Here is a 22,191-nt window from a genome sequence, read left to right as displayed (position 1 = left end):
CCTTTCTCGCCCTGACCCACTTTTCCGTTCCCGCTGAGCCGGCCGACGACCGCTGTCGGCCGGCTCAACGCGTCAGTACGAGCCCGAGCACCGGACCGACCACGACGACCCCGAAGAGGGCGACCGCGGCGGTGGACACGACGGCGGTGTGGGTCCGGGTGCCTTTGACGGCGCGCCAGGCCTCGCGCTTCTCGCGGAAGGTGCCGCGCGTGCCACCCGTCAGGAACCCGTAGAGGAGAGCGGGGGCAGCGATCAGGAGAGCCAGGAAGGCGCCGGAGAAGTCCCCGGCGGCCTCGCTGCCGCCGGCGAGAACGTAGTCCGATGACAGCAATGCAAGAAGGATGCTGTCCTGATTCGACTGGGCGGAGAGCCGGGTACCGGCGCCGTAATGGATCTCAGTGGGCAGGAAGGCCTTGTCGACGAGGCTGCTGTCGTCCCCGCGGAAGCTTCCCGTGCAGCCGGATTCACTGCGGCCCGAATAGCTGGCGGTGCGGGAATGGTGGGACTCACATTCCTTCACGGTGAAGGTGCCGTGCGTGCCCGTGACGCCTGCGGCGGCCAGCCCCCTGACGACACACAGGGCAACGGTCAACAGGGCAATGACGGAGACCGCCACGCGGGACCAGAAACCACCCGGCGACAACTTGCCGTACATGCGGAGGGACTTGGACATGACGAACGTGACCTTTCTGAGGGGGAGGAGGCTCGGACGCTGGGGCGGTTCAGTTCCGAAGTGCGAGGGCCAAGAGCGGGCTGACGACGAGCATGCCCACGGCGGACAGTGCCACGATGCCGAGGACGACCGCACGGGTTGTGGTGCCCTTCGTTCCGCGCCAGGTCTCACGGAATCCGCGGCCGCTGTTGATGAGGTCGGTGAGCAGCACGAGCAGGGCCAACGCCACCGGGAGCAGGCAGGCGAACGCTTCGACGAACGACTGCAGGGCCTGGGTGGTATTGACCAGCTCGGCGTCGTGTCCGCCGGTCAGCTGGGCCGGGAGTTCGACACCCGCGGGTACGGGATCGTCCAGGGAGCTCATTTCCGCTCGGGGGTCATTCGAGTTTCCGGCGTCCGGGCGAAAGGTCCCGGTGCAGGCGTAGTCGGTGTAGGAATGACCGTGGCGGGAGTGGTGATAAATCGAGGTGCACTGCGAAACGACAAAGTGTCCGGGCTTTCCTATGGCGCCGGCAGAGGCCAATGCCGACCGGGCGGACAGTGCGCCGATGGCAAGGAAAGCAAGAATTGCGAGCACCGGAACGAACCGCCACAGAAGGCGCTTTACGGCAGGTGGGGCCTGAAGACGGAACATTACGGATATTCCCTTTCGTGGTTGCCGGCGGAGCCGCGGCGGATGACGTAACTCTCAGGGGGGCGGCGGCGGTTGCACCGGATGCGAAAGGGATCTTCACCGGTCCCCCACGCGGGTGGTCGCGAGCCCTGGATACCGTACGTTACGGTTAATGCGTTCTTTGCGCTCGCAAGTCAATGCCATTTCGAGGGGGAGTCATGGCAGGTGCCGGTTATGACGTCGATCCGGCCGTTCTGAAAACGCAGGGCGGCGTTTTCCGGGAAATCGGCTCCGGGGTCGGTGAGGCCGCCAAGAAGCTGAAAGCCGCGTGCGGCGGTGATCCCGCGGAGGCGTGGGGGAAGGACGACTTCCTCGACATGTTCAACAATTTCTACGCGCCGGTGGCCGAGGGGCTCTGCGACTCCATGCCGCACCTCGGTGAGGAGATCACCAAGATCGGCAACAAGCTCGAAGCCATGGCCGCGCACTACGACTCCACCGAGCAGGATCAGCACGACCACCTTGCCAAATACGCGGCGCAGCGGCCGCACTTCGCTGGCTGAAGCCCTGGCATGGCACCCTGACGCCCCGCCGGCTCCGCCTGCCTATCCGTACACCCGCACCCACGCACACTGTTTCTCGGGGGACACCTCACCGTGGCCATCACGCTGCCGACCGAGCTCGACTGGATCCTCGATCTGCTGGGTTTCCAATGGCCCAATGTCGACGAGGACAAAATGCGGGAAGCCGCGGAAGGCTGGAGCAATTTCGCCGCGGCCGCCCGCCAGTACCAATCGCAGGGCGTCACTGCCTCCAACGCCGTGCACGGCGCCAATTCCGGTGAGGCCATCGAGGCATTCGACAACACCTGGAAGAAGTTCGGCGGTGACGGCGGCTTCTTGGAAGAGGCCGCCGACGCCGCGGACGCCCTCGCCATCGTGCTGCAGGTGGTCGCCACCATCGTCCTCGTGATGAAGATCGCGGTGATCGCCCAACTCATCGCACTGGCCATCGAGTTCGTCGCGGCCCAGGCCGCGGCCCCGGTCACCCTGGGTGCCTCCGAGGCCGGTGCGGCCGCGGCCACGGTGACGACCCGGGTCCTCGTCCGCCGGATCATCACCGAGGCGAAGCAGAAGATCGTCCAGGCCGTGAAGGACGCCCTGGCCCAGAAGGTGGAGAAGAAGGTCGGCGAGATGCTGAAGGAACTCGCCATGGACTTCGCCAAGGACGCGGCCAAGGGGCTTGGGGGGAACATCGCGACCCAGGGCATCAAGAGCCATTTCGGGGCGCAGGACGGGTTCGACTGGGCGGAAGCCCGCAAGGCGGGGCTGAAGCCCCTGGTGAATCTCGACGGCAAGGGGCTCGGTCTCGCCGGGGACAAGGTCAAGGACCTTAGTCAAGCCGGTACGGGCCTGTACCACATGGGTCAGGGCATCGGGAAGGTCGCGCAGGGCGACTTCGCCGAGGGTGGCAAGCAGATCTGGGACGGACGCGAGGAGACGGCCAAGGGAGTCAGGGAACTCCACGGCGTCCGCTACAAGGACAAGGAACCGGCGGCCGAGGGCGAGAGCTCGACCGAGGGCGGCGCGTCCGAAGGCGGTTCCGGCTCCTCGGCCGAGGGAGGCTCCGGCTCTTCGTCCGGGGAGGGTTCCGGGTCGTCCGGGTCCGGCAGCTCGACCGCCTCCTCCGGGGCGGGTGGCTCCACGACCTCCTCCGGGACGGGTGAGTCCACCGCCTCCTCCGAGGGCGACGGCGCCGCCTCATCCCGTACCGCCGCCACTCCCACCCCACCCCCCGCCCCCACCACCGAGAGCGGCCAGGCCGAGGCCGAGCGGGCCCGTAGCGCCTTCGGCTGAAAGGAAACACGTCCATGAGCAACGGCAACGGCTTCACCAACCCCGGCGAGCGGGACTATCCCGTCGAGGACCGGGACCTCGCCGAGGAGCAGAACGAGCACCTCACCAGGTCCCTTCGGGCCGTACGGGACAACGCGTCGGCTCCGGCCGAGGCGCAGCACCTCGCACGCAAGCTGCTCGGCGGACGCCTTGAGCTCAAGGACGTGCTCGACGACCCGTCCGGCTACCGGGCGCTCACCGATGGGCTCGCCGGGATGCGGGAGAGCTGGCGGGCGATGGCGCCGGAGGACCGGCAGGCGGTGCGGGCAAGGGTCGAGGAGAAGGCCGTGGAGGCGGAGGCGGACGGGGTCGGCGCCACGTACCGGCCTCGGTAGCCGACCTCAGGGGGACGGCACCGGCATCCGCAGCCGGAACAGTGCGCCGCCGCCCGGGGCCTGTTCCGCCGTGAGGTCGGCGGCGTGGGCGTGGGCGATCTGGCGGGCCATGGCGAGGCCCAGGCCCGAGCCGGGGAGGGCGCGGGCGGCGTGGGCGCGGTAGAAGCGGTCGAAGACGTGGGGGAGGTCTTCGGGGGCGATGCCCGGGCCGTGGTCGCGGACCGTCAGGTTCAATTCACCGGCAGCGCAGTCGAGTTCGGCCTCCACCGGTCCGCCCGGTGGGGAGAACTTGGCCGCGTTGTCGAGAAGGTTGGAGAGCAGTCGGGTCAGGCGGGAAGGGACGCCGGGGGTGGTGACCGGGGCCGCTTCGGGGGTGATGCGGAGGGTGAAGGTGGTCTCCGGCCAGTGTTCGCGGGCGGTGGCCACCGCGTGTTCCAGGAGGGCGGCCGGGCGGACCTGTTCGACCAGCGGCTGGGGCTCCTCGTCCCGGGCGAGTTCGATGAGGTCGTTGACGAGGGTGGTGACCTCGCGCAGCTGCCGGTTCAGGGCCGCCGAGGCGCGGTCGCGCTGGGCGTCGGTCAGGCGGCCGGCGCGGGCGAGCAGTTCGGCGTTGGTGCGGAGCGCGGTCAGTGGCGTGCGTAGTTCGTGGGAGGCGTCGGCGACCAGGCGGCGCTGGGCGGTGACGGACTGTTCCAGAGCCGTGAGCATGGTGTTGAAGGTGGCGGCGAGGCGGGTGAGTTCGTCCTCGCGGGCGGTCGGGCCGGCCGGGAGCGCGATGCGGTGGCGGGGGTCGCGGGTGGCGGCGATGCGTTCCGCGGTCGCGGTGAGGCGGGCGACCGGCGCGAGGCCCGCCCGGGAGACCGCGTAGCCGAGCGCGGCGGCCAGCAGGATGCCGGCGCCGCCGACGGCGGACAGTGCCCAGGCGGCGTGCCGTACGCCGCGTTCGACGGTGTCCGAGCGGAGCGCCACCTGGAGCGCCTCGTGCCCGCCGGGGCGCGGCGCGGTGTACATCCGGACGGGCTGCCCGTCGACCGTCAGGTCGCGGTAGTACGGCGCGTGCCGGCCGGCCGCGACCTTGCGGGTGGCGTCGGAGACCGGCAGGACGCGGTAGCCGCCGCGCGGGTCCTTCGCCGGGTCGGCGGGGACGATCTGGAAGCAGGGCACGGCCTGGTAGCGGCAGGAGGCGTCGCTCACGGTCGGGCCCCAGTCGCGGGTCTCGTGGATCTTCTGGGTGGCCGTCTGGGCGAGGTTGAGGTCGAGCTGGCGGGTCATCTGGTAGCTGATGATCATGAAGGCGGCGGCGCAGACACCGACCGCGACCAGGGCGACCGCGGCCGAGGCGGCCAGGGCGAGCCGGGTGCGGAGGGGGTAGTGGTGGCGCCGCCAGGGAGCCGTCTCCTGAGTGCCCGAATCCTGGGAGCCGTCCGGATCTGTTGGCCCCTGGGTGCCGTCCGTGTCCCCCGGCCCCCGCGCCGCCCCTCGTTCCCCGTACTCCCCGTACTCCCCGCGTTCCCCGCTCATCGGTTCTCCGGGAGGCTCAGGCGGTAGCCGATGCCGTGCACGGTGTGGACCAGGCGGGGCTCGCCGCCGGCCTCCAGTTTGCGGCGGAGGTAACCGACGTACACGGCAAGGGAGTTGGAGTCCGGGCCGAAGTCGCGGCCCCAGACGCGCTCCAGGATCATCTCGCGGGGCAGCACCTGGCCCGGGTGCAGCAGGAGCAGTTCCAGCAGCGCCCATTCGGTACGGCTGAACTCCAGCGGGCGGCCCGCGCGGTGGCCGCTGCGGCTGACCGGGTCGACGACCAGGTCGTCGAAGGAGAGCCGGGTGTCCTCGACGGCGGGGGACGCCGCCCGGCGCAGCAGGGCCCGTAGCCGGGCCAGCAGTTCGTCCAGCGCGAAGGGCTTGACCAGGTAGTCGTCGGCGCCGGCGTCCAGCCCGTCGACGCGTTCGCTGACCGAGTCCAGCGCGGTCAGTACGAGGATGGGCGTGCGGTCGTCCAGCGCGCGCAGCCGCCGGCAGACCGCGAGCCCGTCCAGCACCGGCATCATCACGTCCAGGACGATGGCGTCCGGCTGCCAGGCGGCGACCTCCGAGAGCGCGGCCAGGCCGTCGGCGGCGCCGCGGACCGCGTAGCCCTCCACGGACAGGCCGTCCTCCACGGCGGCACGCACCTCCGGTTCGTCGTCGACGACGAGGATCTTGGGGACCGGGGCGGGCCCGGGAGTGGACGGCGGCATGGACATAGGCTGCCAAACACCTCTCTTAGAAGCTTCTTAGGGCACATGGCGAGCGTGGCGGCCATGCGCACACCACTCTCTGTCGTGATCGGGGCGGGTGGCACCGGCGGTCACATCTACCCCGGCCTCGCCCTCGCCGACGCGCTCCGCAGGGCCGTGCCCGATGCCGTGATCTCGTTCGTCGGGACCGAACGCGGGCTGGAGACCCGGCTGATCCCGCAGGCCGGGTACCGGCTGCACACCGTCGACATGATCCCCTTCGACCGCTCGCTCGGCGCCCGACGTTATCTGCTGCCGGCCGCGCTGCTGCGCTCGGGAGCCCAGGTCCGGACGATCCTCAAGGAGCAGGGCGCCCAGGTGGCGGTCGGGATGGGCGGCTATCCGAGCGCCCCGGTGATCGTCGGGGCGCGGCTGGCCGGGCTGCCCAGCCTGATCCACGAATCCAACGCGGTGCCCGGCCGGGCGAACCGGTTCGCGGCCCGCCTGACCCCGCACCTCGCCCTCGCCTTCGACCGCAGCCGGCCGCACCTGGCGGGCGGGGAGCGCGCCGAGACGGTCGGGATGCCACTGGTGGGCCCGCTCGCCGGGCTGGACCGTACGGCGCTGCGGCCGGCCGCCCGGCGGGCGCTGGGTGTCCCGGACGGGGCCCGGTTGCTGCTGGTCAACGGCGGCAGTCTGGGCGCGGCCCGGCTGACGGCGGCGGCGGTGGGGCTCGCCGCCCGGTACCGGGCGCACACCGATCTGCGGATGCTGATCAAGACCGGCCCCGCGGCCCTGGAGGAGACCCGGGCCCTGCTGGCGGCGAACGGCGGGGCGGCGGTCGCCGAGGCCGTGCCCTACCTGGACCGGATGGACCTCGCGTACGCCGCGGCGGACCTCGTGGTGTGCCGGGCCGGTTCGGCGACCGTCGCCGAGCTGGCCACGATCGGGATGCCGGCGGTGCTCGTGCCGTATCCGCATGCGCCCGGCGACCACCAGACGCACAACGCACGGGTGCTCTCCGACGACGGCGCCGCGGTGCTGCTGCCCGACGCCGAGACCACGGCGGAGCGGCTGGACGCGCTGGTCACCCCGCTGCTGACGGACCCCGCCCGACTGGCCGCGATGGGCGCGGCCGCCGACCCCGGCACCCATGCGCGCGCCGCGGACCTGCTGGCCGCCAAGGCCCTTTCGCTGGCCGGCCACCACCCCCACCACCTGAGCACTCACCTGAAGGAGACGGCATGAACAACAGCAACAGCCCCGGCAACAACGGACGGCAGTGGGCCGGGCGGCGGGTCCTGGTCACCGGGGCCGAGGGGTTCATCGGTTCCACCCTGGTCGATCTGCTCGTGGAAGCCGGCGCCGAGGTACGCGCCTTTGTCCACTACAAGCCGTACGCGGAGAAGGGCCATCTGGCGCGCCATCTGACGCCGGGCGGGCCGGTGGAGATGGTCGCGGGGGACGTACGGGACGCGGGCCGGGTGGCGGACGCGGTCGCCGGCTGCGACACGGTCTTCCATCTGGCCGCGCTGATCGGGATCCCGTACAGCTACGACTCGCCGGGCGCGTACGTGCAGACCAATGTGGTGGGCACGGAGAACGTGGCGGAGGCCTGCCGGCGGCACGCGGTGCGGCGGCTGGTGCACACCTCCACGAGCGAGGTCTACGGGACCGCGCGGACCGCGCCGATCGCCGAGGACCACCCGCTGCAGCCGCAGTCGCCGTACTCCGCCTCGAAGATCGGCGCGGACATGATGGCGCTGTCGCACTGGCACGCCTTCGAGCTGCCGGTGACGGTGGTGCGGCCGTTCAACACCTATGGGCCCCGGCAGTCCGCGCGGGCCGTGATCCCCACGATCCTGGCCCAACTGCACGCGGGCGCCCGGGAGGTCAAGCTCGGTTCGCTCACCCCGACCCGGGACTTCACCTACGTCACGGACACCGCGGCCGGGTTCCTGGCGCTGGCCGACTGCGACCGGGCGCTGGGGCAGGTGGTCAATCTCGGGACCGGGCGGGAGATCGCGATCGGTGCGCTCGCCGAGGCGCTGATCGCGGCCTCGGGGCGGGAGGCGGAGGTGGTGGTCGATCCGGCGCGGCTGCGGCCCTCCGGCAGCGAGGTGGAGCGGCTGCTTTCGGACAACTCCCGGGCGCGCGAGTGGTCCGGGTGGCAGCCGGAGGTCTCGCTGGAGGAGGGGCTGAAGCGGACCTCGGCGTGGGTCGCCGAGCATCTGCACCTCTTCGCGGCCGACCGCTATCAGGTCTGATCCGTCTCCATGCGGTGCCCGGGCCCGGCGGCCTGTTCGGCCTGGCCGGGCCGGCCGTCCAGGCCGGCCAGCCCGCCGAGGAAGAGGGCGGTGAAGTCCCGGCCCCAGTCGGCGTCCACCGGTTCGCCGCTGACCAGGGTGCGGTGCACGATCGCGCCGGCGATCACGTCGAAGATCAGGTCCATGGTGCGGGCGGCGGTCCGCGCGCCGTCCTCGCCGGGGGTGTCGGCGGGCAGTTCGCCGCGTTCCTGGGCCCGCGCCCGGCCCAGCAGGACCAGGCGCTTCTGGCGGTCGACGATGGCCGAGCGGATCCGTTCGTGCAGCGCCTCGTCGGTGGTGGACTCGGCGACCACGGCCATCAGGGCCGTCTTGGTCTCGGGCCGGGCCAGCAGCGCGCCGAACTGCAGCACCACGCCCTCGATGTCCGCCTGCAAAGAGCCCCGGTCGGGGAGTTCGAGCTCGTCGAAGAGGACCGCCACGGCGTCCACGACGAGCTCGTTCTTGTTGGCCCAGCGGCGGTAGAGCGTCGTTTTGGCGACTCCGGCGCGGGCCGCCACCGCGCTCATGGTCAGCCCTCCCCAGCCGAGGTCGACGAGGGCGGCACGGGTGGCGCTGAGGATCGCGTGGTCGGTCTCGACGCTGCGCGGGCGGCCCGTGCGGCCCTTCCTCGGGCTGGCGGAGTGGTGCATGCGGGCGACCATACCGGCCAGTACGGGCCGGGGCGGGGCGCCTCGTGAGGGAGATCACGGAGCACGGGGCCGGAACCGGTTGTCGCGCAGGGGCGACGGCGAGTTACGCTACGACCCGTAGCGTAAGACTGGCATCCCTCCTCCGGGTGCGGATCCGTCCTGAGCGACAACCACCGGCCTGGGTGGGGACCCGAGGCCTTGTACGGCCCTTGAGGCCGACCGCACCACCGAGTACCACCCCGGCGCTCCGGCAGCCGGACACGCTGACCACGTCGACCGACCGCACCGCTTTCCGGATCGCTTTCCGGAACGGGCCGCCCAGGGGGGAGGATGGACCCATGCAGCCACGCAATATGTCCATGAGCGGAGTCGTCGACCTCGCAGCGGTGAAGGCGGCCGGGGAAGCGAAGCAGAAGGCCGAGCAGGCGCGCGCCGAGGCCGCCCGTACGGGCCGGGCGCCGGCCGGCGGGGCCCGCCTGGTGTACGACGTCGACGAGGCCGGGTTCCAGCAGGACGTCCTGCAGCGCTCCACCGAGGTCCCGGTGGTCATCGACTTCTGGGCCGAGTGGTGCGAGCCGTGCAAGCAGCTGGGTCCGCTGCTGGAGCGCCTCGCGAACGAGTACGCCGGTGCGTTCGTCCTGGCGAAGATCGACGTCGACGCCAACCAGATGCTGTTCCAGCAGTTCGGGGTGCAGGGCATCCCGGCGGTCTTCGCGGTGGTCGCCGGGCAGCCGATCCCGCTGTTCCAGGGCGCGGCCCCGGAGGCACAGATCCGGCAGGTGCTGGACCAACTGGTGCAGGCCGCCGAGCAGCAGTTCGGCATCGTCGGCGCCCAGGTCGACGCGCAGGCCGCGGCCAGGCAAGAGGCCCCCGCGCCCGCGCCGGGTCCGTACGACGCGCTGCTGGAGGCCGCCAGCCAGGCGCTGGACGCCGGTGATCTGGGCGGTGCCGTCCAGGCGTACAAGAACGTCCTGTCCGACGATCCGGCCAACCCGGAGGCCAAGCTCGGCCTCGCGCAGGCCGAACTCCTGCAGCGGGTGCAGGACCTCGATCCGCAGGTCGTGCGCAAGGAGGCCGCGGACAACCCGGCCGACGTGCCGGCGCAGATCCGCGCCGCGGACCTGGACCTGGTCGGCGGGCATGTCGAGGACGCCTTCGGCCGGCTGGTCCAGACGGTGAAGCGGACCGCCGGGGACGACCGGGAGGCCGCGCGGCTCCGGCTGCTGGAACTGTTCGAGGTCATCGGCGCGGAGGATCCGCGGGTGACGGCGGCGCGCACCGCGCTCGCCCGGGTGCTGTTCTGACCCACTGTCCTACGAGGCGTCCGCTTCTGACCAGGCGTCCGCTTCTGACCTGTACGACCTCCAGGCGTTGACCAAACAAACGAAGCAGCGGCCACGTTTTACCTAAACTTGGTAAACGTGGCCGCTGTTACTTGGAGTAAGTCAGAGTGACCCCCTTGCGGCACTGTGTCCGCAATTGCGCGATGTCTCTTCGCGGTGAGTGGCGACCGTATGTGTCGGGCCGGTGTCGGTCGGTCGTCGCGTGGTTATCAGCCCGTTACCCGCAAGTAACGAGCCCCTTGTGCACGGGCCGTGAATGGACCACGATCGGCCACGCTCGGTCCATTCCCGCAGCCCGGCATCCGGTCGGCGCGACGGGGCACTTGGGTCCCCACCGAGTGGTCGGCGGCAGTGGCGCCGGCCGTGGACAGGGGGGTCTCTGCCCTTCGGCGGAGCCTGTCCCAGGAGGTTGCGCGAGAGCGTGGCCAGTGGTTGTCGCTCGGGGGTGATCGCCGGTATTCGGAACACGATGTGCCTCCGAGAACGGGCGCTCTCCTTCCCGAGGACGTAGCACTTCTCCCATCCCAGGTACCGCCGTCCCAACTCGGGCGGCAGATACCGGAGATGTACGTCCGAGAAGGAGGAAAGTCATGGAGTCCCTGGCTCGTGGCGGGACCAGATGGAAGCGGTTCGCCGTTGTCATGGTGCCGAGCGTGGCGGCGACCGCCGCGATCGGCGTCGCCCTGTCGCAGGGTGCCCTTGCGGCGTCGTTCAGCGTGTCCGGCCAGCAGTTCAAGGTCACGACGGACCGTCTGGACGGCACCGGCTTCGTTCAGTACGGAGCCATTGACGCCCAGAAGGGCGGCAAGGCTGTCCCGGTGGCGGTCTCGGCGTTCTCCAACGCCAAGATCAAGAACCTGTGCCAGTCGGTGGTCGTTCCGGTCCCGGTCTTCGGCGATGTGTCGCTGAAGCTGTCGGCCGGTGGTGGCAGCACGCCGGTGGAGGCGAAGAACCTCTACATCGACCTCGATCAGCTGGACGCGGACGCGACCTTCAACAACATCAACATCGGTGTTGCTGCGGGATCGACGTCCAAGGGCCCCGGCATTCAGAAGGGCGACAAGACCGACCCGGGCTCGTTCGCCCAGGAGGCCGACTCGGCCGTGCTCACCCACGTCAAGCAGACGGCGTGGGCCACGACGGCCGGCACCTTCAAGCTCAGCGGCCTGAAGATGAGTGTCGCCAAGGGCAAGAACGAGTGCTACTGACGCACTGAGCGTACGGGCGCGGGGCCTCACGCCAGTGCGGTGGCCCACGCCGTTCCCCGTGCCCGTACGCCGGGTAGCGCTTGGTAGACATCTCAGCTCAGAACCACCGATTTGCCAGTCCCGAGGAGCTGTACGACATGAGCGCCGAAACGCGACCACGGCTGATCGATTCCGTCGGCCGGAAGCGGATTTCGTTCCGGGAGTGGCGCGGACACCGCCCGTTCTGGGGCGGGTTGCTGACCCTGCTGGCCGGTCTGCCGATCATGTACATCCCTTACGCGAACCTCACGATCGGTTCCCTGACCGTCCGCATGTCCACCACCGCCGGCGCCGGCTCGCTGATCATCGGCGTTCTGCTGGTCGTGCTCGGGCTGACCATGTGGTTCCAGCCGGCCTCGCGGGTCTTCGCCGGTGTGGCGGCGATCCTGCTGGCCCTGGTCTCCATCGTCGTCTCGAACTTCGGCGGTCTCGTGGTCGGCTTCCTGATGGGGCTGATCGGCGGTGGCCTGGGCGTCGCCTGGGCACCGGGCGCACCGGAGAAGAGCGGGGACGACGCGGGCGAGCCGGTCCGCAACGTCGCCGGGCCGGTGGTCGCGACGGATCCCGCCCGCGGGTCGGGCAACGGACTGGACGACCTGTCAGGAACGAGCCCGATCAATGAAACGAACGGGAGGCACCGTGCCGGGTGACGAGCTGCATGAGGAGAACGCAGCCGCCGGGGCGAGAACCGGGCCGAGGCACGCGGCGCCGAAAAAGCCGCTGCTGACTCGGCTCCACGTGCCCGCGGGCAAGGCGATCGCGATCGCCGCCATGCCGTCCGCCGTCCTCATGGGCATGGGGCTGACGCCCCAGATGGCGATCGCCAAGCCGGCGCCGCCCAAGAGCCCCTTCAAGGACGGGCCGTGCGTCACTGCTCCGGACAAGGTGGACGGACAGGACGGCAAGAAGGCCAAGGACGGCGCGAAGGACAAGAAGGCCGGCGGATCGGCGAAGGACGACAGCACGCCGTCCGCCAAGCCCTCCGTCTCGCCGTCGCCCTCGGCCGGCAAGCAGGCGGACAAGACACCCGAGGCCACGCCGTCCGGCTCCGCCTCGAAGACCGACGAGCCCTCGGGCTCCGCGACCCCGTCGCCGTCGGCCTCCGAGGAGAAGAAGGACGACGGGGGTCTGCTGGGCGGGATCGGCGACGCGCTCGGCGGTCTCCTCGGCGGGGGCTCGTCGGACGACGACAAGGCGTCCGCCTCGCCGAGCACGACTCCGTCCCCCTCGTCGTCGGCCTCGGCGTCGAAGGAGTCCACGTCCGGCGACGCGGCCAAGGACACCGCGTCCGCCACCGACAAGGCCACCAACCCGGTCAAGGACACCGTCGACGGCCTCACGGACGGCGCCAAGAGGGCCGCTGACCCCAAGAACGGGTCGAAGACGGTCAACGACACCGTGCACGGCGCGGTGGGCACGGCCGACAACGCCCTGCCCGGCGGCGGTCTGGACGGCAAGGACGCCGACGGCAAGCAGTCGTACCCCTGCGTCGTCGAGAACAAGCAGAAGGGCAAGGACGAGCAGACGCCCGTCACCCTGCCCGACGACCCCTGGCACCTGGAGTCCAGCGGTCTGACCCTGCGCGGCCTCGACTACGAGGGCGTCGTCAACGTCACCACGCAGAGCGGCCACACCAAGCAGGCCCTGAAGTTCACCGCGGACAGCGTGGACATCGGCGACCTGCACCAGATCGTGGACGACAAGGCGTCCGGCAAGCACTACCACGTCCGGTCGACGCCCCACTCCAAGTCCACGATCCGCGGCGGCAAGGTGACCATGTACACCGAGCGGCTGCAGGCCAACCTCTTCGGACTGATCCCGATCGTCTTCGATCCGGAGCACCCGCCGCCGCTGAACATCTCCTACGCGTACTTCACCAAGGTGAAGCTCGACCAGGCGGGCCAGTTCGGCGGCAACCTCACCGTCCCGGGCATGAACGTGTCCATCGAGGACTGACCGGGCACACCACCCGGCCGGAACTTTCCGGGAGCCGCGGAAACGGCGGTGGGCCGCCCCTCCGAGAGGGGCGGCCCACCGCCGTTTCGCCGTACGGGAGCGTCAGCCGCGTCCGCCGCCGAGGTGGTGCACCCGGACCATGTTGGTGGTGCCGGGGACGCCGGGGGGCGAACCGGCGGTGATGATCATGGTGTCGCCCTCGCTGTAGCGCTGGAGCTTGAGCAGCTCGGCGTCCACCAGGTCGACCATGGCGTCGGTGTTATTGACGTGCTCCACCACGAAGCTGTCCACGCCCCAGCTGAGCGTGAGCTGGTTGCGGGTGGAGACGTCGGTGGTGAAGGCCAGGATCGGCTGGACCGCGCGGTAGCGGGACAGCCGGCGGGCGGTGTCACCGGACTTGGTGAAGGCCACCAGCGCCTTGCCGTTGAGGAAGTCGGCCATCTCGGCGGCCGCCCGGGCCACCGAACCACCCTGCGTACGCGGCTTCTTGCCGGGCACCAGCGGCTGCAGGCCCTTGGAGAGCAGCTCCTCCTCGGCCGCCTCGACGATCTTCGACATCGTCTTGACGGTCTCGATCGGGTACTGGCCGACCGAGGACTCCGCGGAGAGCATGACCGCGTCGGCGCCGTCGAGGATGGCGTTGGCGACGTCGGACGCCTCGGCGCGGGTCGGCCGGGAGTTGGTGATCATCGACTCCATCATCTGGGTCGCGACGATCACCGGCTTGGCGTTCCGGCGGCACAGCTCCACCAGGCGCTTCTGCACCATCGGGACCTTCTCCAGCGGGTACTCCACCGCCAGGTCACCACGGGCGACCATGACGGCGTCGAAGGCCATCACGACCTCCTCCATGTTGGCCACCGCCTGCGGCTTCTCCACCTTGGCGATGACCGGCACCCGGCGGCCCACCTGGTCCATGACGCGGTGCACGTCCTGCACGTCCTTGGCGTCCCGGACGAAGGACAGCGCGACCATGTCGCAGCCCATCTTCAGGGCGAACTTCAGGTCCTCGATGTCCTTCTCGGACAGTGCGGGGACGTTCACCGCGGCGCCGGGCAGGTTGATGCCCTTGTGGTCGGAGATGACCCCGCCCTCGATGACGATGGTGCGCACCTGCGGGCCGTCGACCTCGACGACCTGCAGCGCGACGTTGCCGTCGTTGATCAGGACCGGGTCGCCCTTGGAGACGTCACCGGGCAGGCCCTTGTAGGTCGTGCCGCAGATGGTCTTGTCGCCGGGGACGTCCTCGGTGGTGATGACGAACTCGTCGCCGCGCACCAGCTCCACCGGGCCGTCGGCGAAGGTCTCCAGACGGATCTTGGGTCCCTGGAGGTCGGCCAGCACGCCGATGGCGCGGCCGGTCTCCTCCTGGGCCTTGCGGAGTCGGTGGTACCGCTCCTCGTGCTCCGAGTGGGTCCCGTGGCTCATGTTGAAACGGGCCACATTCATACCGGCCTCGATCAGCGTCTTCAGCTGCTCGAAGGAGTCGACGGCGGGGCCCAGGGTGCAGACGATTTTGGAACGGCGCATGGCTTGGATCCTATCGGTTTGTTTCAGAGCGGAATATTCCGGTAGGCGAAAACACCAACGTCTAGGCGTTGACCAGGGCGTATGTCTGCTGGGCGATCTCCAGTTCCTCGTCGGTGGGCACCACGGCGACCGCGACCCGGGCGTAGTCGGGCGAGATCAGCCGCGGCTCGCCGGAGCGTACGGCGTTCAGCGTGGCGTCCACGGCCAGGCCCATCTCCTCCAGACCGGCGACGGCGGCCTCGCGCACCGGGGCGGCGTTCTCCCCGACGCCCGCGGTGAAGGCCACCGCGTCGACCTTGCCGAGCACCGCGCTGTAGGCGCCGATGTACTTCTTCAGCCGGTGGATGTAGATGTCGAAGGCGAGCCGGGCCCGCTCGTCGCCCTCGTCGATCCGGCGGCGGATCTCCCGCATGTCGTTGTCGCCGCACAGCCCGACCAGCCCGCTCTTCTTGTTGAGCAGCGCGTCGATCTCGTCCGTCGACATCCCCGCCACCCGCTTGAGGTGGAAGGTCACCGCCGGGTCGATGTCGCCGGACCGGGTGCCCATGACCAGGCCCTCCAGCGGCGTCAGGCCCATCGAGGTGTCCACGCAGCGGCCGCCGGCCACCGCCGAGGCGGAGGCGCCGTTGCCCAGGTGCAGCACGATGACGTTGACCTCGGAGGGGTCCTTGCCCAGCAGCTCGGCGGTCTTGCGGGAGACGTACGCGTGCGAGGTGCCGTGGAAGCCGTACCGGCGGATGCGGTGGGCGTCGGCGGTCGCCACGTCGATGGCGTAACGGGCCGCGTGCTCCGGCATCGTGGTGTGGAAGGCGGTGTCGAAGACGGCGACCTGCGGCAGGTCGGGGCGGAGCGCCCGGGCGGTCCTGATGCCGGTGATGTTCGCCGGGTTGTGCAGCGGGGCGACCGGCACCAGCCGCTCGATCTCCGCCAGGACCGCGTCGTCGATCACGGTCGGCGCGGTGAACTTCAGCCCGCCGTGCACCACCCGGTGCCCGATCGCGGCCAGCTCGGGGGAGTCCAGGCCGAGGCCGTCGGCGGCCAGCTCCGCGGCGACGGCCTTCAGCGCGGCGTCGTGGTCGGCTATCGCGCCCTCGGTCTCCCGCTTCTCACCGCCGGCCGCCAGCGGGGTGTGCACCAGGCGCGAGCTCTCCTCGCCGATCCGCTCGACGAGCCCGACGGCGAGCCGGGTGCCCGCGGCGGAGCCGCCGTCCGGCTCCGCGCCCATGTCGAGCAGCTGGTACTTCACCGACGACGAGCCGGAGTTGAGGACGAGGACGCGGGTGGCAGTGGCAGACATCTGGTGCTTTCCGGTGGGTTGCGGGAAGGGGTTCGGCGGTTCAGGCGGTGGGGCCGGCGCCGGGCCGGGCACCCTGCGCCTGGATGGCGGTGATGGCGACGGTGTTGACGATGTCCTGCACCAGCGCACCGCGCGAGAGGTCGTTGACCGGCTTGCGCAGACCCTGCAGGACCGGGCCGACGGCGACCGCACCGGCCGAGCGCTGCACGGCCTTGTAGGTGTTGTTGCCGGTGTTGAGGTCCGGGAAGATCAGCACGGTCGCCTTGCCGGCCACGTCGGAGTCCGGCAGCTTGGTCCGCGCGACCGCCGCGTCCACCGCCGCGTCGTACTGGATCGGTCCCTCGACCTTGAGGTCCGGGCGGAGCTCGCGGACCAGCTCGGTGGCCTTGCGGACCTTGTCGACGTCCGCGCCGGAGCCGGAGGTGCCGGTGGAGTACGACAGCATCGCGATCCGCGGCTCGACGCCGAACTGGGCCGCGGTGGTGGCCGACTGGATGGCGATGTCGGCCAGCTGCTCGGCGTTCGGGTCCGGGTTGACCGCGCAGTCGCCGTAGACCAGCACCCGGTCGGCCAGGCACATGAAGAACACCGACGAGACGATCTGCGCGTTCGGCTTGGTCTTGATGACCTCGAAGGCCGGGCGGATGGTCGCCGCGGTGGAGTGCACCGCGCCGGAGACCATGCCGTCGGCCAGGCCCTCCTGGACCATCAGCGTGCCGAAGTAGGAGACGTCGGCGACCACGTCGTAGGCCAGCTCGTAGCTGACGCCCTTGTGGGCGCGCGCCTTCGCGTACAGCTCGGCGAACCGCTCGCGCAGCTCGGAGGTCTGCGGGTCGATGATCTGGGCGTCCGCCAGGTCGATGGCCAGGTCGGCGGCGCGCTTGCGGATCGCCTCCTCCTCGCCCAGCAGCGTCAGGTCGCACACGTCGCGGCGCAGCAGCACGTCGGCGGCGCGCAGCACCCGCTCCTCGGTGCCCTCGGGGAGGACGACCCGGCGGCGGGCGGACCGGGAGCGCTCGATCAGCTCGTGCTCGAACATCATCGGGGTGACCCGGCCGGAGCGGGCCACCGAGATCCGGTTGGTCAGCTCGACGGTGTCCACGTGCCGCTCGAAGAGGCCCAGCGCGGTCTCCGCCTTGCGCGGCGAGGCGGCGTTGAGCTTGCCCTCGATGGCGAACAGCTCGGCGGCGGTCGGGAAGGAGCCGCCCGGTACGGAGACCACCGGGGTGCCGGGGGCGAGCCGGCCGGCCAGCGCCATGATGTCGGGGCCGGGCCGTTCGTCGAGGGTGAGCAGCACGCCGGCGATCGGCGGGGCCCCGGCGCTGTGCGCGGCGAGCGAGCCGATGACCAGGTCGGCCCGGTCCCCGGGGGTCACCACGAGGCAGCCGGGGGTGAGGGCGGGCAGGAAGGTCGGCAGCATGGCGCCGCCGAAGACGAAGTCGCGGGCGTCCCGGGCCAGGCCGGAGTCGTCGCCCAGGAGTATCTCGGCGCCGAGGGTGTGCACGATCTGGCCGACGGTCGGCGCGGAGAGCGAGCCGTCCTCGGGGAGCGCGTAGCAGGGCACCGGCAGCCGGGCGGCGAGCCGCTCGACGACCGCCTCGCGCAGCTCGGGGGCCACCCGGTTGACGATCACGGAGACCACGTCGCAGCCCAGTGACTGGAAGGCGCGGTAGGCGTTGCGGGCCTCGGCGCGGACCGACTCGGCCTCCTGGCCCTGGCCGCCGACGACGGCGATCAGCGAGGCGCCGAACTCGTTGGCGAGCCGGGCGTTCAGGCTCAGCTCGTCGGGCAGGCTGGTGTCGGCGTAGTCCGAGCCGAGGACCAGGACGTACTCGTAGTCGCGGGCCACCGCGTGGAAGCGGTCGACGAGGTGGGAGACCAGCTCGTCGGTGCCGCGCTCGGCCTGGAGCGCGGCGGCCTCGTCGTAGCCCATGCCGTATACGGTCCCGGGGGCCTGGGCGAGCCGGTAGCGGGCCCGCAGCAGGTCGAAGAGGCGGTCCGGTCCGTCGTGGACCAGCGGGCGGAAGACCCCCACCCGGTCGACGTGGCGGGTCAGGAGTTCCATGACTCCCAGCTCGACGACCTGGCGGCCGTCGCCGTGGTCGATACCGGTCACGTATACGCTGCGCGTCACGCGTGCACTCCGATCCATTCCGTTGGTCGCAAGGTCAAAATTGGCCGTTATGGTGGGCTTGCCCCTCTTGACAATACCTGCGCGTGTGGCTACGTCGCCCCTCCAGTTTCCCTTGAGGGGGCCGGGCGGGGACAGTAGGGGTGGGGTCGATGTGTGCGGCCGGGACCCGTCGGGCCCGTGAAACAATCGGACCGGCTCAGGAACCCACAGCGAGCACAGGAGACACAGCACGATGCGTATCGGAGTCCTCACCGCAGGCGGCGACTGCCCTGGCCTGAACGCTGTGATCCGCTCCGTCGTCCACCGCGCCCTCACCGGCCACGGCGACGAGGTCATAGGTTTTGAGGACGGCTTCGCCGGCCTGCTCGACGGCCGCTTCCGCAAGCTGGACCTGGAGGCGGTCAGCGGCATCCTCGCCCGCGGCGGCACCATCCTCGGCTCCTCCCGGCTGGAGCGCGCCCGGCTGCAAGAGGCCTGCGAGGACGCCAAGGACCACTCCAAGGACTACGGCATCGACGTCCTGATCCCGATCGGCGGCGAGGGCACCCTCACCGCGGCCCGGATGCTGTCGGACGCCGGACTGCCGGTCGTCGGCGTCCCCAAGACCATCGACAACGACATCTCCTCCACCGACCGCACCTTCGGCTTCGACACCGCCGTCGGCGTCGCGACCGAGGCCATCGACCGCCTCAAGACCACCGCGGAGTCCCACCAGCGGGTCATGGTCGTCGAGGTGATGGGCCGGCACGCCGGCTGGATCGCGCTGGAGTCCGGGATGGCCGGCGGCGCGCACGCCATCTGCCTGCCCGAGCGCCCCTTCGACCCGGCCGACCTGTGCGCGATGGTCGAGGAGCGGTTCGCCCGCGGCAAGAAGTTCGCGGTCATCTGCGTCGCCGAGGGCGCACACCCGGCGCCGGGCTCCATGGACTACGGCAAGGGCGCCATCGACCAGTTCGGCCACGAGCGCTTCCAGGGCATCGGCACCGCCCTCGCCCGCGAGCTGGAGCACCGCCTCGGCAAGGAGGCCCGGCCGGTCATCCTCGGTCACGTCCAGCGCGGCGGCACCCCGACCGCCTACGACCGGGTGCTCGCCACCCGCTTCGGCTGGCACGCCGTCGAGGCCGCGCACCGCGGTGACTTCGGCAGGATGACCGCACTGCGCGGCACGGACATCACGATGGTGCCGCTGGCCGACGCGATCACCGAGCTCAAGACCGTGCCGGGGTGGCGGATGGACGAGGCCGAGTCGGTCTTCTGAGCCGGCCCCGCCCCGTACGGCGGCGGGCCCCACACGGCGGCGAACGTGAACACGGCGGCGCGCCTCCCCCGGCAGGGGAAGGCGCGCCGCCGTGCGTGGACCGCCTCACTCGGCGCCGATCGCCTCCAGCATGTTCAGCCGGGCCGCCCGGCGGGCCGGCCACAGCGCCGCCAGCACCCCGACCACCAGCGCGATCAGCACGAACAGCGCCAGCCTGCCCCAGGGCAGCACCATCTCGTACGTCGGGAACGACGAGCCGACCAGGCTGCCGCCGGCCCAGGCCAGGAAGATCCCGACCCCGATGCCGAGCACCGCGCCGAACAGCGAGATGACCACCGACTCCAGCCGCACCATCTGCTTGATGCCGGTCCGCGCCAGGCCGATCGCCCGCAGCAGCCCGATCTCCCGGGTCCGCTCGAACACCGACATCGCCAGGGTGTTGACCACACCGACGACCGCGATGATCACGGCCATGCCCAGCAGTCCGTAGACCATGTTGACGACGGTGTCGATCTGGCCGGCGTTCTCCTTGCGCAGGTCGTCGCGGGTCTGGACCTTCAGCAGCGGGCTGTCGCCGAGCGCGTGCCGGATCTCCTTGGTCAGCGCGGGGGACGCGCCGTCCGCCGCCTTCACCAGCAGGTCGTCGTTCTTCACGCGGGACAGGTGCGGGTCGACCAGCGAGACATCGGCGAAGGACTCCCCGAGCATCTCGTTGTCCCGATAGACGGCGGCGACCTTCAGCCGGGTCGGCCGCTTCTTGGCGTCCTCTTCGCCGAACCGGGCGCTCACCGTGTCGCCGGCGTGCCAGCCGCGCCCCTTGGCGTCCGTCTGCGAGACCGCGATCCCGCCGGCCCGGACGGCGTCCAGCGAGCCCTCGGTGAACGTGAGCCGGGTGACCTTGTCGATCTGGCTGAGGTCGGTGCCGCGGAGGTAGACGAAGTCGCCCCCGCCGCTGTCGGTGCTGAAGCCCGTGCCGCGCAGCGGCGCCGTCGCCTCGACGCCCGGGACCTTCGCCACCTTCTTCGACAGCTCGGGGTCCAGACCGACGAACGTCGAGGTGTTGACCCGGTAGTCCGCGGTCAGCCCGTCGGCCGCCATCTTGTCCATGCCGAGCTGCGCGGAGTGGCCCACCACGGTCATGCCGGTGATCAGGGTGAGCCCGATCATCAGCGCGGACCCGGTCGCCGCGGTACGGCGCGGATTGCGCAGCGCGTTCTCCTTGGCCAGCTTCCCGGCGACCCCGAACAGCCGGGTGGTGACCAGCCCGGCCAGCGAGACCAGCGGCCGGGACAGCAGCGGCGCCAGCACGATCACGCCGGTCAGCGTCAGCGCCGAACCGGCCATCGCGATCGGCAGGTCGTCGCCGCTCTTCAGGGTGGAGACGTACAGCATCACCGCCACGCCCAGGCCGGTGAGCAGCAGACCGAGGATGTTGCGGACGACCAGACTGCGCGGCGCGGGCGGCGCCTCGACGGTGGTCAGCGCCTCCACCGGCGCGATCCGGGCCGCCTTGCGGGACGGCAGCCAGGCGGCGAGCACGGTCACCACGACGCCCACGGCCAGCGCGGCCAGCACGGTGTTGGGGGCGATGACGACCGGGCCGTCGGGGAAGCCCGCGCCGTTGGCGTTCAGCACCGCCCGCAGGCCCACCGCGATCCCCAGCCCCAGCGCGAAGCCGACGACCGAGGAGATCAGGCCCAGCAGCGCCGCCTCGGCGAGCACCGAGCGCACCACCTGGCGCCGCGAGGCACCCACCGCGCGCAGCAGCGCGATCTCCCGGCTGCGCTGCGAGATCAGCATGGTGAAGGTGTTGGCGATGATGAACACCCCGACGAACAGGGCGATTCCGGCGAAGGTCAGCAGGGTCTTGCTCAGTGCGCTGTTCTGCTGGGCGATCATCTTGGCCTGCTCGGCGGCGAGGGTGCTGCCGCTGGTCGCCTGGGCGCGGCCCTTCGGCAGCAGCTCACGGACCTTGGCGGTCAGGGCCTGCTGGTCGGTGCCGGGCGTCGCCGACACGACCAGCTCGTCGAACTGGCCGGGGTGCAGATAGAGCCGCTGTGCGGTGGCGGTGTCGAAGAGCGCCAGGCTGCCGCCCGCGGTCACCTGCGGGTCGTCGCTGCGCACGATGCCGACCAGCTTCTTCTTCAGCAGCGGCCCGTCGGTGGCGAACCGTACGGTGTCGCCGAGCGTGACCCCGGCCGCCTCGGCGGTGGACTCGGCCAGCGCGATCTCGCCGCCGTTCGCCGGGCCGCGGCCCCGTACGAGCGGGTAGCGGGGGTCGGTGCCGTCCTTGCCCGGGCGGTAGTTGACCGCGCGGTTCTGCCAGCCGTTGCCGACCGGCTGGTCGTCGCGGCCGGCGAGGGTGGCCTGGCCGGTGACGTCCGGCCGTACCGCGGCCACGCCCGGCAGCGCGCGGATCCGGTCCGCCAGCCGGTCGTCGAGGGCGGTGGCCCGCTTGCCGTCCTTGGCGGCGTCGGCGGCACCGGGGCCTTCGGGGGCGTCGTCGATGGCCTGGACGGAGACGGCCACGTCCTTGAGGTTCTTGGCGGAGGCGTTCTTGACGGCCTCGCCGACGGTGTCGCTGAAGATCAGGGTGCCGGCGACGAAGGCGACGCCGAGCAGTACCGCGAGGGCGGTCATCAGCAAACGGGCTTTGTGCGCAAGGACGTTGCGCAGTGCGGTTCGCAGCATGGTGGTGGTGTCAGTCCTGGGTCCGGGGGCTCGGGATACGTAAGGGG

General features: G+C 71.0%; 19 protein-coding genes. 10 read left to right on the top strand and 9 right to left on the bottom strand.

All coding sequences use genetic code 11. The features are described from left to right. Nucleotides 1-64: 64 nt before the first annotated feature. Nucleotides 65-655 carry a hypothetical protein gene (locus AB0E02_RS21945; protein ID WP_362141802.1) on the bottom strand — a complete coding sequence of 197 codons (591 nt, stop codon included), beginning with the start codon at nt 653-655 and terminating at the stop codon, nt 65-67. Between the two features lie 67 nt (nt 656-722). Further along, nucleotides 723-1,037, bottom strand: a complete 315-nt coding sequence (locus AB0E02_RS21940) for a hypothetical protein (protein ID WP_362141800.1) — start codon at nt 1,035-1,037, stop codon at nt 723-725. A gap of 467 nt (nt 1,038-1,504) precedes the next feature. On the opposite strand from AB0E02_RS21940, the gene AB0E02_RS21935 reads away from it, so the two are divergent. The 3 genes from AB0E02_RS21935 (at nt 1,505) to AB0E02_RS21925 (ending at nt 3,516) form a co-directional block, all read left to right on the top strand. After that, nucleotides 1,505-1,849 (top strand): hypothetical protein, encoded by a 345-nt coding sequence (locus AB0E02_RS21935; protein ID WP_362141798.1) that lies wholly within the window; start codon nt 1,505-1,507, stop codon nt 1,847-1,849. Between the two features lie 93 nt (nt 1,850-1,942). Next, nucleotides 1,943-3,142 carry a hypothetical protein gene (locus AB0E02_RS21930; RefSeq protein ID WP_362141796.1) on the top strand — a complete coding sequence of 400 codons (1,200 nt, stop codon included), beginning with the start codon at nt 1,943-1,945 and terminating at the stop codon, nt 3,140-3,142. Nucleotides 3,143-3,156: 14 nt separating this feature from the next. Continuing rightward, on the top strand, nt 3,157-3,516 hold the full coding sequence (locus AB0E02_RS21925) for a hypothetical protein (protein WP_362141794.1): 360 nt from the start codon (nt 3,157-3,159) through the stop codon (nt 3,514-3,516). Between the two features lie 6 nt (nt 3,517-3,522). On the opposite strand, the gene AB0E02_RS21920 is transcribed toward AB0E02_RS21925, so the two are convergent. Beyond that, nucleotides 3,523-5,037: a HAMP domain-containing sensor histidine kinase gene (locus tag AB0E02_RS21920; protein WP_362141792.1), complete on the bottom strand. Its 1,515-nt coding sequence runs from the start codon at nt 5,035-5,037 to the stop codon at nt 3,523-3,525. Next, nucleotides 5,034-5,759, bottom strand: a complete 726-nt coding sequence (locus AB0E02_RS21915) for a response regulator transcription factor (RefSeq protein ID WP_362141790.1) — start codon at nt 5,757-5,759, stop codon at nt 5,034-5,036. Before AB0E02_RS21915 ends, AB0E02_RS21920 begins: the two co-directional genes overlap by 4 nt. A 57-nt stretch (nt 5,760-5,816) precedes the next feature. Here AB0E02_RS21915 and AB0E02_RS21910 point away from each other — a divergent pair, with 57 nt between their 5' ends. Beyond that, nucleotides 5,817-6,980 (top strand): UDP-N-acetylglucosamine--N-acetylmuramyl-(pentapeptide) pyrophosphoryl-undecaprenol N-acetylglucosamine transferase, encoded by a 1,164-nt coding sequence (locus AB0E02_RS21910; protein WP_362141788.1) that lies wholly within the window; start codon nt 5,817-5,819, stop codon nt 6,978-6,980. After that, complete coding sequence (locus AB0E02_RS21905; protein WP_362141786.1) at nt 6,977-7,999, top strand: SDR family NAD(P)-dependent oxidoreductase; 1,023 nt, start codon at nt 6,977-6,979, stop codon at nt 7,997-7,999. The genes AB0E02_RS21910 and AB0E02_RS21905 overlap by 4 nt, the downstream gene beginning before the upstream one ends. On the opposite strand, the gene AB0E02_RS21900 is transcribed toward AB0E02_RS21905, so the two are convergent. Beyond that, nucleotides 7,990-8,688 (bottom strand): TetR/AcrR family transcriptional regulator, encoded by a 699-nt coding sequence (locus tag AB0E02_RS21900; protein ID WP_362141784.1) that lies wholly within the window; start codon nt 8,686-8,688, stop codon nt 7,990-7,992. The two genes, AB0E02_RS21905 and AB0E02_RS21900, sit on opposite strands and share 10 nt — an antisense overlap. 338 nt (nt 8,689-9,026) lie before the next feature. Here AB0E02_RS21900 and AB0E02_RS21895 point away from each other — a divergent pair, with 338 nt between their 5' ends. From AB0E02_RS21895 to AB0E02_RS21880, 4 genes are all read left to right on the top strand, one after another. Beyond that, nucleotides 9,027-9,992 carry a tetratricopeptide repeat protein gene (locus AB0E02_RS21895; protein WP_362141782.1) on the top strand — a complete coding sequence of 322 codons (966 nt, stop codon included), beginning with the start codon at nt 9,027-9,029 and terminating at the stop codon, nt 9,990-9,992. Nucleotides 9,993-10,621: 629 nt separating this feature from the next. Next, on the top strand, nt 10,622-11,239 hold the full coding sequence (locus AB0E02_RS21890) for a DUF6230 family protein (RefSeq protein WP_030415642.1): 618 nt from the start codon (nt 10,622-10,624) through the stop codon (nt 11,237-11,239). Nucleotides 11,240-11,376: 137 nt separating this feature from the next. Beyond that, nucleotides 11,377-11,928 (top strand): DUF6114 domain-containing protein, encoded by a 552-nt coding sequence (locus tag AB0E02_RS21885; protein WP_362141779.1) that lies wholly within the window; start codon nt 11,377-11,379, stop codon nt 11,926-11,928. 88 nt (nt 11,929-12,016) lie between these two features. Then, entirely contained in the window at nt 12,017-13,234 is a 1,218-nt protein-coding gene (locus AB0E02_RS21880) for a hypothetical protein (RefSeq protein WP_362141777.1), read from the top strand. Between the two features lie 102 nt (nt 13,235-13,336). Here the strand turns inward: AB0E02_RS21880 and pyk are convergent, their stop codons facing one another. From pyk to pta, 3 genes are all read right to left on the bottom strand, one after another. Beyond that, on the bottom strand, nt 13,337-14,764 hold the full coding sequence (pyk, locus tag AB0E02_RS21875; RefSeq protein ID WP_362141775.1) for a pyruvate kinase: 1,428 nt from the start codon (nt 14,762-14,764) through the stop codon (nt 13,337-13,339). 61 nt (nt 14,765-14,825) lie between these two features. Continuing rightward, nucleotides 14,826-16,061, bottom strand: a complete 1,236-nt coding sequence (locus AB0E02_RS21870) for an acetate kinase (protein WP_362141773.1) — start codon at nt 16,059-16,061, stop codon at nt 14,826-14,828. A 40-nt stretch (nt 16,062-16,101) separates the two neighbouring features. After that, entirely contained in the window at nt 16,102-18,195 is a 2,094-nt protein-coding gene (gene pta, locus AB0E02_RS21865) for a phosphate acetyltransferase (protein WP_362141771.1), read from the bottom strand. A gap of 232 nt (nt 18,196-18,427) precedes the next feature. On the opposite strand from pta, the gene AB0E02_RS21860 reads away from it, so the two are divergent. Beyond that, entirely contained in the window at nt 18,428-19,453 is a 1,026-nt protein-coding gene (locus AB0E02_RS21860) for an ATP-dependent 6-phosphofructokinase (protein WP_362141769.1), read from the top strand. Between the two features lie 105 nt (nt 19,454-19,558). Here the strand turns inward: AB0E02_RS21860 and AB0E02_RS21855 are convergent, their stop codons facing one another. After that, a complete protein-coding gene (locus AB0E02_RS21855; protein WP_362141767.1) occupies nt 19,559-22,144 on the bottom strand; it encodes an FtsX-like permease family protein in 2,586 nt (861 codons plus the stop codon). Nucleotides 22,145-22,191: the final 47 nt, after the last annotated feature.

The sequence above is a fragment of the Streptomyces sp. NPDC048196 genome (assembly GCF_040652715.1).
GTDB classification, from domain to species: domain Bacteria; phylum Actinomycetota; class Actinomycetes; order Streptomycetales; family Streptomycetaceae; genus Streptomyces; species Streptomyces siderophoricus.
The sequence above is the reverse complement of the archived record's forward strand: the minus strand, read 5'-3'. Positions and strand labels throughout refer to the sequence as shown.